This is a genomic window from Vibrio ichthyoenteri ATCC 700023 (assembly GCF_000222605.1).
Taxonomy (GTDB): Bacteria; Pseudomonadota; Gammaproteobacteria; order Enterobacterales; family Vibrionaceae; genus Vibrio; species Vibrio ichthyoenteri.
The window spans coordinates 46290-62339 of record NZ_AFWF01000084.1 but is presented as its reverse complement, the minus strand read 5'-3'; the positions used below and the strand labels follow the sequence as shown (position 1 = coordinate 62339).

At 45.3% G+C, this 16050-nt stretch carries 13 protein-coding genes and 1 tRNA gene; 10 read left to right on the top strand and 4 right to left on the bottom strand.

Features of this window, described 5'->3' with window-relative positions; all coding sequences use genetic code 11:
* Positions 1-2320: efflux RND transporter permease subunit (locus RH85_RS07090; RefSeq protein WP_006711528.1), on the top strand; the 2320-nt coding region annotated here is incomplete at its 5' end.
* A gap of 107 nt (positions 2321-2427) precedes the next feature.
* On the opposite strand, the gene RH85_RS07085 is transcribed toward RH85_RS07090, so the two are convergent.
* A complete protein-coding gene (locus RH85_RS07085) occupies positions 2428-3714 on the bottom strand; it encodes a peptidoglycan DD-metalloendopeptidase family protein (RefSeq protein WP_006711527.1) in 1287 nt (428 codons plus the stop codon).
* A 128-nt stretch (positions 3715-3842) separates the two neighbouring features.
* On the opposite strand from RH85_RS07085, the gene tyrS reads away from it, so the two are divergent.
* Complete coding sequence (gene tyrS / locus RH85_RS07080) at positions 3843-5030, top strand: tyrosine--tRNA ligase (protein WP_006711526.1); 1188 nt, start codon at positions 3843-3845, stop codon at positions 5028-5030.
* A gap of 438 nt (positions 5031-5468) precedes the next feature.
* Complete coding sequence (locus RH85_RS07075) at positions 5469-6314, top strand: magnesium transporter (RefSeq protein WP_006711524.1); 846 nt, start codon at positions 5469-5471, stop codon at positions 6312-6314.
* Here the strand turns inward: RH85_RS07075 and dacB are convergent.
* Together dacB and RH85_RS07065 are read right to left on the bottom strand one after the other, a co-directional pair.
* The gene (dacB, locus tag RH85_RS07070) at positions 6293-7720 is read right to left on the bottom strand and encodes a serine-type D-Ala-D-Ala carboxypeptidase (protein WP_006711523.1); all 1428 of its coding nucleotides are present in this window, start codon (positions 7718-7720) and stop codon (positions 6293-6295) included. The two genes, RH85_RS07075 and dacB, sit on opposite strands and share 22 nt — an antisense overlap.
* A gap of 101 nt (positions 7721-7821) precedes the next feature.
* The gene (locus tag RH85_RS07065) at positions 7822-8868 is read right to left on the bottom strand and encodes a porin (RefSeq protein WP_006711522.1); all 1047 of its coding nucleotides are present in this window, start codon (positions 8866-8868) and stop codon (positions 7822-7824) included.
* Positions 8869-9391: 523 nt separating this feature from the next.
* Here RH85_RS07065 and greA point away from each other — a divergent pair.
* The gene (gene greA, locus RH85_RS07060; RefSeq protein ID WP_006711521.1) at positions 9392-9865 is read left to right on the top strand and encodes a transcription elongation factor GreA; all 474 of its coding nucleotides are present in this window, start codon (positions 9392-9394) and stop codon (positions 9863-9865) included.
* Positions 9866-9944: 79 nt separating this feature from the next.
* Here greA and yhbY read toward each other — a convergent pair whose 3' ends face one another.
* A complete protein-coding gene (gene yhbY / locus RH85_RS07055; RefSeq protein WP_006711520.1) occupies positions 9945-10241 on the bottom strand; it encodes a ribosome assembly RNA-binding protein YhbY in 297 nt (98 codons plus the stop codon).
* 138 nt (positions 10242-10379) lie between these two features.
* On the opposite strand from yhbY, the gene rlmE reads away from it, so the two are divergent.
* From rlmE to RH85_RS07025, 6 genes are all read left to right on the top strand, one after another.
* On the top strand, positions 10380-11009 hold the full coding sequence (gene rlmE, locus RH85_RS07050) for a 23S rRNA (uridine(2552)-2'-O)-methyltransferase RlmE (protein WP_005593311.1): 630 nt from the start codon (positions 10380-10382) through the stop codon (positions 11007-11009).
* Positions 11010-11116: 107 nt separating this feature from the next.
* Entirely contained in the window at positions 11117-13081 is a 1965-nt protein-coding gene (gene ftsH / locus RH85_RS07045; protein WP_006711519.1) for an ATP-dependent zinc metalloprotease FtsH, read from the top strand.
* 51 nt (positions 13082-13132) lie between these two features.
* A complete protein-coding gene (gene folP / locus RH85_RS07040; RefSeq protein ID WP_039948798.1) occupies positions 13133-13963 on the top strand; it encodes a dihydropteroate synthase in 831 nt (276 codons plus the stop codon).
* 25 nt (positions 13964-13988) lie between these two features.
* Positions 13989-15329 carry a phosphoglucosamine mutase gene (gene glmM / locus RH85_RS07035; RefSeq protein ID WP_006711517.1) on the top strand — a complete coding sequence of 447 codons (1341 nt, stop codon included), beginning with the start codon at positions 13989-13991 and terminating at the stop codon, positions 15327-15329.
* Between the two features lie 255 nt (positions 15330-15584).
* Positions 15585-15923, top strand: coding sequence for a preprotein translocase subunit SecG (secG, locus tag RH85_RS07030; protein ID WP_006711515.1), 339 nt, complete (start codon positions 15585-15587; stop codon positions 15921-15923).
* Between the two features lie 9 nt (positions 15924-15932).
* Positions 15933-16016 (top strand) — tRNA-Leu (locus RH85_RS07025).
* Positions 16017-16050 lie beyond the last annotated feature (34 nt).

The following is a 16050-nucleotide window of genomic DNA, read 5'->3' as shown; positions in this document are numbered from 1 at the left end:
GAGCAAGCGAGCTGGAGAAAACATCATTGAAACGGTTGAGTTGGTTAAAGCCGTCTTAATCGAAGCGCAAAAAATGCCGGAATGGCCGAATAATTTGCTGGTTAAGTATACTTGGGATCAATCTGATGACGTCAAAATGATGCTCAATGATCTGCAAAACAATATCTTGTCCGCGATTATTTTGGTGGTGATTGTCATCATTGCGATTTTAGGTATGCGCACGGCAATGCTGGTGGGGATATCAATACCGGGATCTTTTTTAGCGGGGTTGTTAGCCCTGTCGGTGTTTGGCATCACCATCAATATCATTGTGTTGTTCTCATTCATTATGGCCGTTGGCATGCTGGTGGATGGGGCGATTGTTGTCACGGAATTTGCAGATCGGCGCATGCAAGAAGGCGTACCGAGAAAACAAGCCTATCGTGATGCCGCCAAACGTATGGCTTGGCCGATCACCGCTTCAACGGCCACCACTTTGGCTGCGTTTGCGCCCTTGTTATTTTGGCCGGATGTCACTGGCGAATTTATGAAGTATTTACCGCTGACGCTGATGGCGACTTTAGCTGCATCACTGGTGATGGCGATGTTGTTTGTTCCGGTTTTAGGCGGGCTGTTTGGTAAACCGCAAAATGTCACTTCAGAAAGTCGTCAACGCATGGTTGCTTTGCATGAGGGGGATTTCTCCCAAGCAACTGGCATTACTAAGCTTTACTACCAAACACTTAATGTCGCGATCAATCATCCGATAAAAATCCTTCTATTGGCGATTGCTTTAGCGTTCGGTGTTGGGGCGGCTTATAACAAAGCCGGCTTGGGCGCGGAATTTTTTCCTGAGGTTGATCCGCCGTTTTTCACCGTTAAAGTGCGTTCGTATGGTGATCTTTCTATCAATGAAAAAGATGACATCATGCGTGATATTGAACAAATGATGTTGGGGCATGATGAGTTTGAAAGTGTCTATACCCGAACCGGTGGCGATGATGAAATTGGTCAGATTCAAATTACGCCGGTTGATTGGCAATATCGTCGCAAAGTAAAAGAGATTATCGAAGATCTCAAACAGCAAACGGACCAATACGCAGGGGTTGAAATTGAATATAAATTCCCTGATGCCGGGCCGCCGGTGGAACATGATTTGGTGATTGAAATGTCAGCGTTCGATCTCGATGCGTTGGATACGGGCGCCAAGCAAGTACGAGAGTGGGCTGATAGCTATGGCGCTTTGACCAACATCAGTGATAACTCGAGCAAAGAGGGCATTGATTGGCAAATCGATATTCGTCGTGATGATGCTTCGCGCTTTGCGGCCGATGCAACCTTGGTCGGCAATACCGTCCAGTTTGTCACCAATGGCTTAACAATCGGCGACTATTTACCGGATGACTCCAGTGAAGAGGTCGATATTATCGTACGCTATCCAGAAGAGAAGCGGGATATTGGTAAGTTTGATCAACTAAGAGTCAAAACGGCGCTCGGAATGGTGCCATTGACTAACTTTGCCAGCATTGTGCCTGACCACAAGCAAGACACCATTCATCGGGTCGATGGTCAGCGTATTATCAGTATCAAAGCTGATATTAAAGAGGGGTACAACTTAGCCCTTGAGCTGCCTAAGATTGAACAAGCTTTAGCTGAGATCCCATTTGCCAATGGGGTTGAGTTTAAGCTGCGCGGGCAAAATGAGGAGCAGCAAAATTCCTCGGCATTTTTGCAAAATGCGTTTTTGGTTGCCTTGGTGGTGATGGCGTTGATCTTGATCACTCAGTTCAATAGCTTCTATCAAGCATTCTTGATCTTAAGTGCCGTCTTGTTCTCAACCGTTGGGGTCTTTGCTGGTTTACTGATCTTCCAGCGTCCATTTGGGGTGGTGATGTCCGGTATTGGTGTGATTGCTTTGGCGGGTATTGTGGTTAATAACAATATTGTTCTGATTGATACCTTTAACCAACTGCGCCGACGTGGTCTGGATAAGCGTGAAGCGATATTACGTACTGGTGTACAACGTTTGCGACCGGTACTGCTTACCACTGTCACCACTATATTGGGCTTGTTACCAATGGTGTTGGAAATGAACATTGATTTGATTAATCAAAAGGTTGAATTTGGTGCACCAAGCACACAGTGGTGGTCACAGCTTGCGACCGCCGTGTCGGGTGGCTTAGCGTTTGCGACGGTATTAACCTTAGTGCTGACGCCCTGTCTGTTGATGTTGGGGCGTAAAGAAGTGCAGCAAGAAGATCAAACCCAAGCGCCATTGGTGGCGGAAGCAGCGTTATTGAAGTCGGACTCGCCTGATAAGGTGGAATCGGTTGCTAGCTAGGGCGCGGTCGGTTAATCGCTAGAGTGATAGTAATAAAAAAGCGCAGGACAATAATCCGGCGCTTTTTCTGTTTAACGTCAATTTACCTTTGGCGGTTAAGCCAATCATTAATTGCTAGCAAGTAATTCTCGGTAACGTTCAAGATTGTTCAATCGAATTTCAGCATTAGCCATAAAGGTTTGCTTAGCTTTGCCGGTTAACGATTTTGATTGCGGTAGTTTCACTGTACGCGCATTTCTATGTACACCATTTACCAAGAACTCATAGTGTAGGTGAGGGCCAGTGACTCGCCCTGTACCACCAAGCGTACCAATGGTTTGTCCTTGCTTCACTCGTTGACCTGATTTCACCATACGGCGAGTTAAGTGTAGATATTTCGTCACATAAATATTGCTGTGTTTAATAAATACATAGTTACCGTTAAATTGGTTATAACTCGACTTTAAGACAATACCATCACCAGCGGCCCAAATCGGTGTACCGACTGGGGCAGCATAATCTGTGCCTCGGTGAGCGCGCACTTTACCGGTTACTGGGTGGCGGCGGGTCGGATTAAAGTTTGAAGTGACACGACGAAAATCAAGTGGTGAACGCAAGAAGGCTTTTTTCATCGCTCGTCCCTCTTCATCGTAGTAGTTTCCGGTCTTGTCATCCAAAATCGCTTTTAATGTATCACCTTGGTTCGTAAAAACGGCCGCGATGATTTGCCCACGATCAACCACTTCACCTTCAACGATTTTTTCTTGGTAGAGAATCTTAAAGCTATCGCCTTGACGAATATCCAAGGCAAAGTCGATATCCCAACCAAAAATGCCGGCAAGTTCCATAATTTGGTTTGCTGTTAAGCCTGCACTAATGGCGGCATTCCAGAAATTTGAGCTGATTGAAGCTTCGGCGTAGTTGTATTGGTAATTGACTTCTTTAGCGTCAACATTACTGGTGAAGCGGTCACCTGATTTGGTGATTTGATAGGTTTCATACGCATTGAGTGGGCGCTTAATTTGGATTAACTCGTCATCCGCATTAAAGCCAAATTTGAGTATATCGCCAGGGCGCAATTTAGTCAGTTGTTGTTCAATCTCTTTACTTGAAGTGGTCAATTGATACAACAAGCGGGAAGAGAGCCCTGCGCGCTGAAAAACAATCGCGGCACTTTCACCTGGAGCCACTTTGTATTCTTCCCAACGCAATTGGGAAAGTGGCAACGTCATGGGTTCCACGATAAGGCTCGCGGGATCAATCTCGAGAGGATAATTCTTACCCACTTCATAGAGGCCTTTTTCATCACGTAAAGACTTGGGCTCTGGCAGAGCCAGCGCAACACCAATTAAAACGATGAAAAGGATAATTAAAGCTCGATGAAGTTTAGGGATTCGAGCGAAAAGCGACAACATTGTATGTCCGTATTATATTTTCGACAAAAAAAGCGAGTTGACTAGTCTAACTGGTTTCAAAAAGCATCGCTATTCAAGTAAGATGTAAAATTACCAAATTTTTGCCAAATCTGTGGGAGTGAACAAGAATGGCGAGTATTGAAGCAGCACTGGCCGAGATTAAGCGCGGTGTCGAGGAACTTATTCCTGAAGAAGAACTGATTGCTAAGCTGAAAGAGGGCCGTCCTCTACGCATCAAATTAGGTGCCGATCCAACAGCACCAGATATCCATCTGGGCCATACAGTTATCTTTAACAAACTGCGCGCGTTCCAAGAGCTTGGACACGAAGTAACTTTCCTTATTGGTGATTTCACGGCCATGGTCGGCGACCCTTCAGGTAAGAATACAACACGCCCACCTCTAAGCCGTGAACAAGTACTTGCTAATGCGGAAACGTACAAAGAGCAAGTATTCAAAATTCTAGATCCGGCGAAAACGACGATTTCATTTAACTCTGAGTGGTTATCTGAATTAGGCGCGGAAGGTATGATCCGTCTAGCATCAAACCAAACGGTTGCACGTATGCTAGAGCGTGATGATTTTAAAAAGCGTTACGCGGGCGGTCAGCCAATTGCGATTCATGAGTTTATGTATCCTCTGCTTCAAGGCTATGACTCAGTTGCAATGCACACCGACGTTGAGCTAGGTGGTACTGACCAGAAGTTCAATCTACTGATGGGTCGTGAGCTACAAAAAGCCCACGGTCAGAAACCACAAGCTGTATTGATGATGCCGCTTCTTGTTGGCCTAGATGGCGAGAAGAAGATGTCTAAGTCAGCACACAACTACATCGGTATCAGCGAAGCGCCAAGCGAAATGTTTGGTAAAATCATGTCAATCTCTGATGACCTGATGTGGAGCTACTATGAGTTGTTGTCATTCCGCCCTCTTGGCGAAATCGAGCAATTCAAAGCGGACATTGCGGAAGGTAAAAACCCACGTGATGTGAAGATCCTGTTAGCGAAAGAGATCATTGCTCGTTTCCATTCGGAAGCGGATGCTGACGCGGCAGAGCAAGAGTTCATCAACCGTTTTGCTAAAAATCAAATTCCAGACGAAATGCCGGAGTTTGAATTTGACGCAGAAACGCCAGTGGCGAACTTGCTAAAAGAAGCGGGCCTATGTGCTTCAACTTCTGACGCTATGCGCATGGTTAAGCAAGGCGCAGCTAAAATGGATGGCGAAAAAGTAACGGATGCTAAGCTAACGTTAGCGACTGGCACTTATGTTTTCCAAGTTGGTAAGCGTAAATTTGCTCGAATCACCATTAAATAATGATGGTTCTGCTGTGATTGATAAAGCGCCTTTATAGGCGCTTTTTTATTGGCTTAAAAACCGCCGTAGAGCTTTTATCTGCTGGGCATTTTGTTATCATATCCGCGCTACCGATTTGGTAGTGAATTTGGAGTTTTTAATGAACAATACCGACCATCCCCCCAGTCTTAGGGTGACTAAGAATCAAGGCGAAAATTAATCTTCCCCATCGGTATTGCTTCTATGCGTCTACCCATCGGGTAGGGCTTCTTTTTTCTCTTCTTCTTTGCCACTTCTTTAGATTTCAATACAAGGTCATTACGCCGCATACAGACTGTTCTTTATCGGTCAGCTTGCCTATGGCTCGCCACGCTTTGTGTGTTGGTTTAGTTCGCTCGTTTTGAGGCGTGATATAGCTTGTATTTGATGGTCGTTACCTCGCCAATCGGGAGATTCGCCATGACGGTAATGAATAACATCTATTTGGAAAACGCCCCGCACTTTTCGGTTGAAGAGATCGGTGCTGCACGGAATGCTTTTTTAAAATACGAACAAGCACAGCAAGTGAATTTGCTTAAAGTGATGTCGATAGAAGAGGCGGTCGCCATTCTAAAGCATTGCTCGTTGGGTTATGTTCAGCAACTCATTGGCCAGTTGGAAGCTCAAGGTCATGACAAATTGGCTCGCCATTACGCCAGTCGTCTTGGATTGTTTTATTCTGAAGCAATGCCTTGTGCGAGTTATTTGGCTACCTCGGTATTTGGCCATGTGCGTCAGCGCATTGGCTGGATCATTGCTTTGGCTTTACTGGGAATTGTCTCTGGGTTGATTATTGCTCAGTATGAAGACACCTTGAGTCAATTGGTTTTGCTCGCGATTTACATGCCGGTGATCGCCGCAGCTGGCGGTAATACAGGAACGCAAGCTGCAACGTTGGTTATCCGCGCCTTAGCGACTGGTGAGCTTAAAAAACGCCAATGGTTACAAGTATTGTGGAAAGAGAGCCGAGTGGCTGTGTGCTTAGCGATGGCGATTTCATTGGTGATGATTGGCCGTATTATCGGATTTAGCCCTGCAGACAGTACGGGTGGATTTGATTTGCAGATCATTGCTGTTGCAATTGCCGTTGCGCTGTTTATTCAGGTGACGCTATCGACGACATTGGGTGGCTTGCTGCCAATATTGGCGCGAGCTTGCAAACTGGCCCCCGCGGTTTTGGTGAGCCCAGTGTTAGCTTCAATTGTTGATATATCCGGTATGTGGATCTATTTCAGTGTGGTCAATTACTTCTTAGGACTCGCCTGACTGTATTTCAGCACATCTTGGTAAAACAGCTGTTCAAATTGCGTGATAGGGGCAACGGTCGGTGTATCGTTGTCCTTTTTTGTGGGTAAGTAATCGGCAACATACTGCACAAACAAAGTCGTTGGCTGACCTTGCTGGTTAAGACCAAATCCCGCCATGTTATAACTACCGTAAACCGAACCACTTTTGGCAACCAATTGGCCTTTAATCGGCTCATTTCGCATGCTACTACGATATTTTAAGGTGCCGTTTTCCCCTGCGGTCGGCATTAATGCAATTAACCCTAATTGCTGATCATGCTGCCAAATATATCGTAGCAACGCCGTCATATCGGCACTGGTAAAGCGATTGTTGCGTGATAACCCAGAACCATCGACAATTTTGTTGCGGTCAATGTTGATGCCGGTTTTTTCACTGATCACTTGTTTGATTGCTTCGGTACCGGTGTTGTAGCTGCCCGGTAAGTTGAAGTGGTGTTGGCCGATCGCTTTAGTCACATTGTCAGCAATAAGGTTGTCTGATTTTCTCAGCATCACAGTGAGTAGTTCAGGCAGTTTAGCCGAGTAGTGCGTTGCTATTGGTTTTAGATTACTGAGTTCAGGATCGCCAATACGAACATTACCGGTTAACTTAATGTTGAGTTGATTCAACAGCGTATGCACGGTTCGCTGAGTGTATAAAGTGGGATTTTGCACCGCAAATTTGAGTGGTAGCGGCTTGCTCCGTTCCACCAGGCAGCCTGATAGCTGATAGTGGTTCTCTGGTGTAGTCAGCAGCTCTAAATCGCAATGTGTCTCTTCGTAGCGCTGTTTAGAGATGGTTTTCGCTGTAGTTGACAGATAAATAGGGAAGTGTTCAGGCGTATAGGCTCGTGTTGAACCATCTTTGTTGGCATAGATAGATGCTTGAACGCAGTTTTCATCCAAGGTGATGGCTGATGATGGGGCGCTATAGCAAACACCGGTAATATCCCATGGCCAACCTACTGCACGCTCGTAACCATTAAAAGCACTATTATCGAGCCAGATATCGCCGCGAATGGTGGTTATACCTTGTTGACGCGCCAGCGTTAACAGCTGTTTTAGGTCTTGACTGGTGAGGGTTGGATCGCCGCTAAAACGAATCACGACATCACGCTGGTTAGACTCTAATTGGGTTTTAAATTGAAACTCGTCGCCTAGCGCCAGTTTTGCGGCTAGTGCGGTTACGATCTTGAGAGTACTGGCTGGTGGAAAAAACTGCTCGCGGTTAGAGGTAGTCAAATAAGGTTGGTTGCTATTAAGCGGTTCAATTGCGATTGAAACTCGACTGCCTTGCGGTAAATAGTCGAGTGGGGCATACGCCAGTGAAAAGGTCGAAAATAGCGTGATAAAGCTGGCGAGTGTCGTGCGCAGTGAAACGTTCATAGAATGAGTTCTTAGCTAATAGGACGAGTTGAACGTTGAGTATATAAAAAAAACGCCTGCAAGCGAGCAGGCGTTTAATGTTTGTGACTAAGAGTCAGCTATTAGAAGTCGTAACGTAGACCTAGTGCTAGTTCGTCTTCTGCATCTGCTTTAGTTGCAATACCGTTAGTACCTGCTTCACCTAATTTATCGCCAGCGCTGATTAGGTTGAAGTTGTACGAAACGTAACCGCGGAAGTTAGGTTGGAAGTAATAAGTAGCATCGATTGCAATGTTGTCTGCAGAAGTTTCTTTGTTAGTTTCTGCATTGTTGTAAGTCGATGTAAATACAGTTTGGCCCATAGTGTACGCTGCTGCGAATTCGTAGCCCGTGTAGTCGCCATCTTTCTCTTGAACTTGACCGTCAGTGAAAGTCGTTGCGAAGTATAGATCATTGATTGCGTAAGATGCTGCTAGCATGTACTCGTTTTGCTCATCTGCACCAGAGTATTGGCTTGCGTAGCCTGCACCTAGAGCAAGACCAGTTTCGCCTACTGCGTAAATGCTTGATAGAGAGTAACCGTCAGCATTGTTATCGCCGTAAGAAGCTACTTCTTGACCTGACAGTGCAATGCTGCCTGCCGAGTTTAGTTCTGTACGGTCAGCAAAACGGTAGCTTGCTTTTACGCCAAGATTGTTGAACTCGCCTTGGTAAGTCAGCATGTTGTCAGCACGGTCAGCAACATTGATCTTCATTGCTGCAGAGTTACCGTGGTAAGCCATGATATCTGTAAAGTCTGTGATTACACCTAGCGCGCCGTCGTTTTTACCGTAAGTGATCTCACCGAATGCGCCGCCTAGACCAGCGTATGCGTAACGGTTAGTTAGGTCGTTGCTGTCGCTATCAGTTGCGCCACCATTGTCAGAAGTTGTGAACTCACCTTCGTAGAAACCAACACCGTATAGGCTGTCATTGATTTGCGCTTTACCTAGGAAGTTTAGACGGACGCGAGTTTTGTCTTCAGCTTTGCCATCTTTTAGAGATAGGCGCGCTTCTGCACGGCCGCCCATGTCGATAGAGTTACCGTCTTGGTTGTATAGTTCTGCTGCGTGTGCGCCAGTAGCTAATGCTGCAGTTGATACTGCTAGGGCAATCAGAGTCTTGTTCATCGTATCAGTCCTAATTTCTGTCCATAAATCATTGTTATTTAGAAATGAAGCCGCATTGTCCGTTTAACTTCAATTTCATACTTGTGCAGCACTTTGCATTTGATTTGAGTCAAATCAACGTATTAGCGGGCTGCATTTCGTGAACCAAGTTGTACCGCCAAAGTTCCCCTAATCGTTAGTAAAACGATATAAATTTGGATTGTGAACACTGTTCTATTTGTCTGGTTTATCGATTAACCGCTTGAGGTGTAAGGCTTGGTGAATAGTTCGAGTTCGCTCGAAAAAACATCGGCTTTTGCTTTTTTTTAGGCTTTTTTATTTTTATCTAGGCGAGATGTTGCATGTTTTAGATTGAGAAATGTGACCTAAAGTGAGAAGGCTGGACTATCGAATGGATTTAAGATGATTTAAGCAACAAGTTTGTTTACACTAAGCTAAATTGAAAAAGCGTATTAACTACCTAGCTCTTGTGGGCTGGGTATTTTTATTTTGTCCAAAGCTTGCTTTGGCCTAGAGGTATATGATGGAAAAAGTCCCAATGACAGCACGTGGCGAACAACAGCTACGTCAAGAACTAGACCGACTGTTAAAGCTTCGTCCCCAAATTTCTATCGCGATTGCTGAAGCTCGCGAATTGGGCGATCTAAAAGAGAACGCTGAATATCATGCTGCACGTGAAGAGCAGGGCATCTGCGAAGCACAAATTCGTGATATTGAATACAAGTTGTCTGTTGCACAAGTTATCGACGTTACTCAAATGGATAACAGCGGCAAAATCATCTTTGGTTCAACCGTAACGCTAATTGATTGCGATACCGAAGAAGAAAAAACATACCAGATCGTTGGTGAAGACGAAGCGAACATTAAGAGCGGCCGTATTTCGGTAAGCTCGCCTATCGCACGTGGTCTTATCGGCAAGATGGAAGGTGATGAAGTTGTGATCTCAACCCCTGGTGGTGAGCGTGATTTCGAAATCGACCGTGTTGAATATATCTAATTTTTTGTTTTAGTTAACAAAAGTGTTAGATAGCAAAAAGGTCGCCATGGCGACCTTTTTTATTGCGCTATAGTAGAACTTACTTGCGTGGAAGTTCGATTTTGCGCTCTTCAGTTTGACGGAAAAGAACAAGCGTTTTACCGATAACTTGTACTTTTTCTGCGCCTGATTCACGAACGATAGCGTCAACGATTAGGTTTTTCGTTTCACGATCTTCAGAAGCGATTTTCACTTTGATCAGTTCGTGGTGATTCAGCGCGATTTCAATTTCCGCTAGAACAGCTTCCGTTAGTCCATTTGCGCCTAGTAGCACAACTGGTTTTAAGCTGTGTGCTAGGCCTTTTAGGTGCTGCTTTTGTTTGGTGCTTAGGTTCATTACGCGGCCAATTTTCTTTAAAATAAGGGTTGAAAAAAGCTATTTTAACGCCATCTATTGCGGAAGACTATAATTTATTGAGCAATAGGCTGACCCTATTACAACAATAGCTCCTTTTTGTAGCTTGTTAGGATTAAAATGAGTAAACAGAAACATTCGGCGAGTTCTGGCCGTTGGTTGAAAGAACACTTTGATGATAAGTACGCAAATGAAGCCCGTAAAAAAGGCTACCGTTCACGTGCCTACTTCAAGATGGAAGAGATCCAAACGAAAGATAAATTGTTGAAAAATGGGATGACTGTCGTCGATTTAGGTGCAGCTCCCGGTGGATGGTCTCAATATGCTGCTAAGATAGTAGGTGACGAAGGGCAAATTATTGCTTGTGACTTGTTACCTATGGATCCAATTGCGGGCGTGAGCTTCCTACAAGGTGACTTTCGTGACGATGCAGTACTGGAAGCACTTTTAGACAAAATCCAGCCATCAATGGTGGATGTGGTAATGTCAGACATGGCACCAAACATTGCGGGGAATAACTCCGTTGACCAGCCAAGAGCGATGTATTTAGTTGAACTCGCATTGGATATGTGTCGACAAGTTCTAGCCACAAATGGTAGCTTTGTTGTAAAGGTCTTCCAAGGCGAAGGATTCGATCAATACGTGAAGGATATACGTGATATGTTTAAGACCGTAAAGATTAGAAAACCGGACTCTTCTCGAGCTCGCTCTCGTGAAGTCTTTATCGTAGCCACTGGTTACAAAGGTTAACTATTTGCTCATTTGAGTGGTCGTTAACACTATAGCTACAGTCCAAGAACTGTAGTACCCTACCTTTAATTACAATTAGTTATCGCGAGGCTTACACCTTGAGTGACATGGCAAAAAATTTAATTCTGTGGCTTGTTATCGCTGTAGTGTTGATGTCGGTTTTCCAAAGCTTCGGTCCAAATGAAAGCAGCGGCAAAGCGGTAGATTACACTACATTTGTACAGGAAGTTGGCCAAGGCCAGATTCAGGAAGCAACGTTTAAAGACGGTGAAATTACTTTCATTCGTCGTGGCGTAGGGACGAAGAATGTGACCTATATGCCAGTTTACGATCAGAAGCTTCTTGATGATTTAATTAACCAAAATGTGAAAGTTCAAGGTACACCACCAGAAGAGCAAAGCTTACTGGGTACTATTTTCATCTCTTGGTTCCCAATGATCTTACTGATTGGTGTATGGATTTTCTTCATGCGTCAAATGCAAGGCGGCGGCGGTAAAGGCGCAATGTCCTTCGGTAAGAGCAAAGCGCGTATGATGAGTGAAGAACAAATCAAGACGACCTTTGCAGACGTTGCGGGCTGTGATGAAGCGAAAGAAGATGTAAAAGAGTTGGTTGACTACCTACGTGATCCGAGTCGTTTCCAGAAATTGGGCGGCAAGATCCCTACAGGTGTTTTGATGGTCGGCCCTCCGGGTACGGGTAAAACGCTATTGGCTAAAGCCATTGCGGGTGAAGCTAAGGTACCGTTCTTTACTATTTCAGGTTCAGACTTTGTTGAAATGTTTGTTGGTGTCGGTGCATCTCGTGTACGTGACATGTTTGAACAAGCGAAGAAAGCAGCGCCGTGTATCATCTTTATCGATGAAATCGATGCGGTAGGTCGTCAGCGTGGCGCGGGTGTTGGTGGTGGTCACGATGAACGTGAACAAACACTAAACCAAATGCTGGTTGAGATGGATGGTTTCGAAGGTAACGAAGGTATTATCGTTATCGCCGCGACTAACCGTCCTGACGTACTTGACCCTGCACTACTTCGTCCAGGTCGTTTTGACCGCCAAGTTGTGGTTGGACTACCAGATGTACGTGGCCGTGAGCAGATCCTTAAAGTTCACATGCGCAAAGTACCTCTAGCGGGTGACGTGGAGCCATCATTGATAGCTCGTGGTACCCCTGGTTTCTCTGGTGCAGACCTTGCTAACCTAGTCAACGAAGCGGCACTATTTGCTGCGCGTGGTAACAAACGCAACGTTTCAATGGTCGAGTTTGAACTGGCAAAAGATAAGATCATGATGGGTGCAGAGCGCCGCTCAATGGTTCTATCTGAAGAAACCAAAGAATCAACAGCGTACCACGAAGCGGGTCACGCGATTGTTGGTCGCTTGGTTCCTGAACATGATCCAGTGTACAAAGTGTCTATCATTCCACGTGGTCGTGCGTTGGGTGTGACTATGTACCTACCAGAGCAAGACCGTGTGAGTATGAACCGTCAGCACCTAGAGTCGATGATTTCTAGCTTGTATGGTGGTCGTCTAGCTGAAGAGCTGATTTACGGCAAAGATAAAGTATCAACGGGCGCTTCAAATGATATTGAACGCGCAACGGATATTGCTCGTAAGATGGTGACTCAGTGGGGCTTCTCTGAAAAACTAGGTCCTTTGCTATACGCAGAAGATGAAGGTGAAGTATTCCTAGGCCGTAGCGTGACTCAGACTAAACATATGTCTGAAGACACAGCGAAGTTAATTGATGATGAAGTTCGTATCATTATCGACCGTAACTACGCTCGTGCACGTCAAATCCTAGAAGATAACATGGACATCATGCATACGATGAAAGATGCATTGGTTAAGTATGAAACTATTGATGCTGGCCAAATTGAAGATCTGATGAATCGTAAAGCTGATATTCGTGAACCTGCTGGTTGGGGAGATTCTCCTTCTAATACAGATGAGAAACCTCAAGCGAAGCCAGAAGCTGAAGAGAAAGCGGCAGAATCAGAACCAACTGATGAGCAGCCTACTTCTCAAGAAAGCACTTCAAGCGAAGCGACAGAGAAAAAAGACTCTGAATAATTGAGTATTTAAAATTAAGCCCCGAGGAAACTCGGGGTTTTTGTATTTATGATGAAAATTACAGCCAACAACAAAACCCTCGATCTATCCCAGCCTCATGTCATGGCTATTCTCAATGTCACCCCAGACTCTTTTTCTGATGGTGGTCAGTATCACGCTTTCGACAGTGCTCTAATCCAAGCTGAAAAAATGATTGCCGCCGGTGTTTCCATTATTGATATCGGTGGAGAGTCGACGCGTCCAGGTGCGCCAGATGTGATGTTAGAAGAAGAGCTGGCCCGCGTTATTCCTGTGATCAAAGCGATTCGTGCAAAACATGATGTGTGGATCTCTATTGATACCAGTAAAGCGGAAGTGATGCGTCAAGCTATTGATGCCGGCGTTGATATCATCAATGATGTGCGTTCATTACGTGAACCGGGAGCGCTCGAGGTTGCTGCGGAGTCGGGATTACCGATTTGTCTGATGCATATGCAAGGTCAGCCACGCAGCATGCAGACCAATCCGCATTATGATGACCTGATGCAAGAAGTCGGCGACTTTCTCCAAGAGCGAATTGAAGCTTGCGAAGCGGTCGGTATTCAACGTGCACAGTTGATTCTTGACCCTGGCTTTGGATTTGGTAAAACCTTAGTGCATAATTACCAGATGCTGGCTCGCTTGGAGCAGTTTCATCAATTTAATCTGCCTCTATTGGCGGGGATGTCGCGCAAATCAATGTTGTTTAAATTGTTGGATAAAGCACCTGCAGAGTGTGTGGCTGCCAGTGTCAGTTGCGCCACTATCGCAGCAATGAAAGGCGCACAAATTATTCGCGTGCACGACTTTGAACAAACGCTTGATGCAATCAAAGTTGTGACTGCTACTTTAGAAAACCAATAAATTCAATAAGAATAAAGGAAACCTCATGTCGAACAACAGACGTTATTTTGGTACCGACGGTGTTCGTGGCAAAGTTGGGCAGTACCCTATTACTCCTGATTTCGTCCTTAAACTTGGCTGGGCTGCTGGTCGAGTGCTTGCGAAACAAGGCACAAAAAAAGTTATTATCGGTAAAGATACTCGTATTTCTGGCTATATGTTGGAATCGGCTCTAGAAGCTGGCCTAGCGGCGGCTGGCTTACAAGCGACCTTTACCGGACCGATGCCAACACCGGCGGTTGCTTATTTGACTCAAACTTTTCGCGCAGAAGCGGGGATTGTTATTTCAGCATCGCACAACCCATATTACGATAACGGCATCAAATTCTTTTCGTCTGAAGGCATGAAATTGCCAGACGAAGTTGAATTGGCGATTGAAGCTGAGTTGGATAAAGACATTGAATGTGTTGAATCTGCGATGCTGGGCAAAGCAATGCGTTTAAATGATGCTGCTGGTCGTTACATTGAGTTTTGTAAGAGCACTTTCCCTACAGAGCTTAGCCTTGCTGGTTTGAAAATCGTTGTTGATTGCGCTAATGGCGCGACGTACCACATTGCACCTGCAGTCTTTTCTGAGCTAGGCGCTGAAGTTATCGCGATGGGTGTTGAGCCGAACGGTATCAACATCAACGATGAAGTTGGCGCGACCGATGTTCGTGCATTACAAAAGCGAGTGGTTGCTGAAGGCGCGGCGTTGGGGCTTGCCTTTGATGGTGATGGCGACCGCATCATTATGGTTGACCACCTAGGCAATAAAGTCGATGGCGATCAAATTGCTTACATCATTGCACGTGATGCCTTACGCCGTGGTGAACTTAAAGGTGGTGTGGTTGGAACGCTAATGACCAACCTCGGCATGGAAAACGGCTTGAAACAGTTGGGGATTCCATTTGTTCGCGCTGCTGTCGGTGACCGCTATGTGATGGAAAAACTGCTGGAAAAAGGCTGGAAGATTGGTGCAGAAAACTCTGGTCACGTTATCTTGCTTGATAAAGTAACAACCGGTGATGCGATTGTTGCTGCGCTACAAGTTTTGGCGTCAGTTATTGGCAGTGAAATGAATCTAAATGAACTATCACAAGGTATGACGTTATACCCGCAAGTGCTAGAAAACATTCGTTTTAGTGGAGACAGCAATCCATTAGAAGCTGACGCTGTAAAAGAGTCGGTTGTACAAGTTGAAGCGATCTTGGGTGATAAAGGTCGAGTCCTGCTACGTAAGTCAGGAACAGAGCCGCTAATTCGTGTCATGGTGGAAGGTGAAGACGCTGAATTAGTACAAAGCTCAGCCTTGAAAATTGCCGAAGCCGTTAAAGCGAGTTTTTGATCGCTTTGTAAGCTAAATAGAATAACAAAGGGGCATTGGCCCCTTTTTATTTGCTTGAAGTCGGTAGGGAAGATAAGGATTGTTAGTTTTTTAACCGTTTGATTCTAAACTTATGCTTTTTTGTCAATTTTCTCTTGTCAGCCTTGGAGTGTTTCGCTAGTATTGCTCGGCCTTCAGTAAGGAGGTCGCTAGCCTTGTTCTGGGATTTTATTTCGAACGTCGCTGGCCTAACAATTTGGAACATAGGTGGACAACATGTTTTCAGTTCTACTTGTGATTTACCTGTTGGCAGCGGTTGGTGTAATCGGCCTAGTGTTGATTCAACAAGGTAAAGGCGCAGATATGGGAGCCTCATTCGGTGCAGGCGCATCAAACACAGTGTTTGGCGCAAGCGGCTCAGGTAATTTCTTAACCCGAATGACTGCAATTTTTGCAACAGTATTTTTTGTTATCAGCTTAGTGTTAGGTAATCTATCTACACACAAAACTGAATCTCAGTGGATTGACCCGACACAAGGTCAAGTTGTTGAGCAGGTAGCTGATGACGTAGCGAGTGATGTTCCAGCTCCAATGAGCGAAGAAATCCCGCAATAAGCGATTAATGCCGAGATGGTGAAATTGGTAGACACGCTAGCATGAGGTGCTAGTGCCTATGGTGTGAGGGTTCGAGTCCCTCTCTCGGCACCATTGATTTACAAACTTGTAAATAAACTCGTTGAGC

Coding starts and splice junctions, on each gene's coding strand:
- RH85_RS07075 (WP_006711524.1), top strand. CDS start 5,469: ATGACGGTAATGAATAACATCTATTTGGAAAACGCCCCGCACTTTTCG.
- rlmE (WP_005593311.1), top strand. CDS start 10,380: ATGAGTAAACAGAAACATTCGGCGAGTTCTGGCCGTTGGTTGAAAGAA.
- ftsH (WP_006711519.1), top strand. CDS start 11,117: ATGGCAAAAAATTTAATTCTGTGGCTTGTTATCGCTGTAGTGTTGATG.
- secG (WP_006711515.1), top strand. CDS start 15,585: ATGTTTTCAGTTCTACTTGTGATTTACCTGTTGGCAGCGGTTGGTGTA.
- RH85_RS07065 (WP_006711522.1), bottom strand. CDS start 8,868: ATGAACAAGACTCTGATTGCCCTAGCAGTATCAACTGCAGCATTAGCT.
- greA (WP_006711521.1), top strand. CDS start 9,392: ATGGAAAAAGTCCCAATGACAGCACGTGGCGAACAACAGCTACGTCAA.
- glmM (WP_006711517.1), top strand. CDS start 13,989: ATGTCGAACAACAGACGTTATTTTGGTACCGACGGTGTTCGTGGCAAA.
- folP (WP_039948798.1), top strand. CDS start 13,133: ATGAAAATTACAGCCAACAACAAAACCCTCGATCTATCCCAGCCTCAT.
- tyrS (WP_006711526.1), top strand. CDS start 3,843: ATGGCGAGTATTGAAGCAGCACTGGCCGAGATTAAGCGCGGTGTCGAG.
- RH85_RS07085 (WP_006711527.1), bottom strand. CDS start 3,714: ATGTTGTCGCTTTTCGCTCGAATCCCTAAACTTCATCGAGCTTTAATT.
- dacB (WP_006711523.1), bottom strand. CDS start 7,720: ATGAACGTTTCACTGCGCACGACACTCGCCAGCTTTATCACGCTATTT.
- yhbY (WP_006711520.1), bottom strand. CDS start 10,241: ATGAACCTAAGCACCAAACAAAAGCAGCACCTAAAAGGCCTAGCACAC.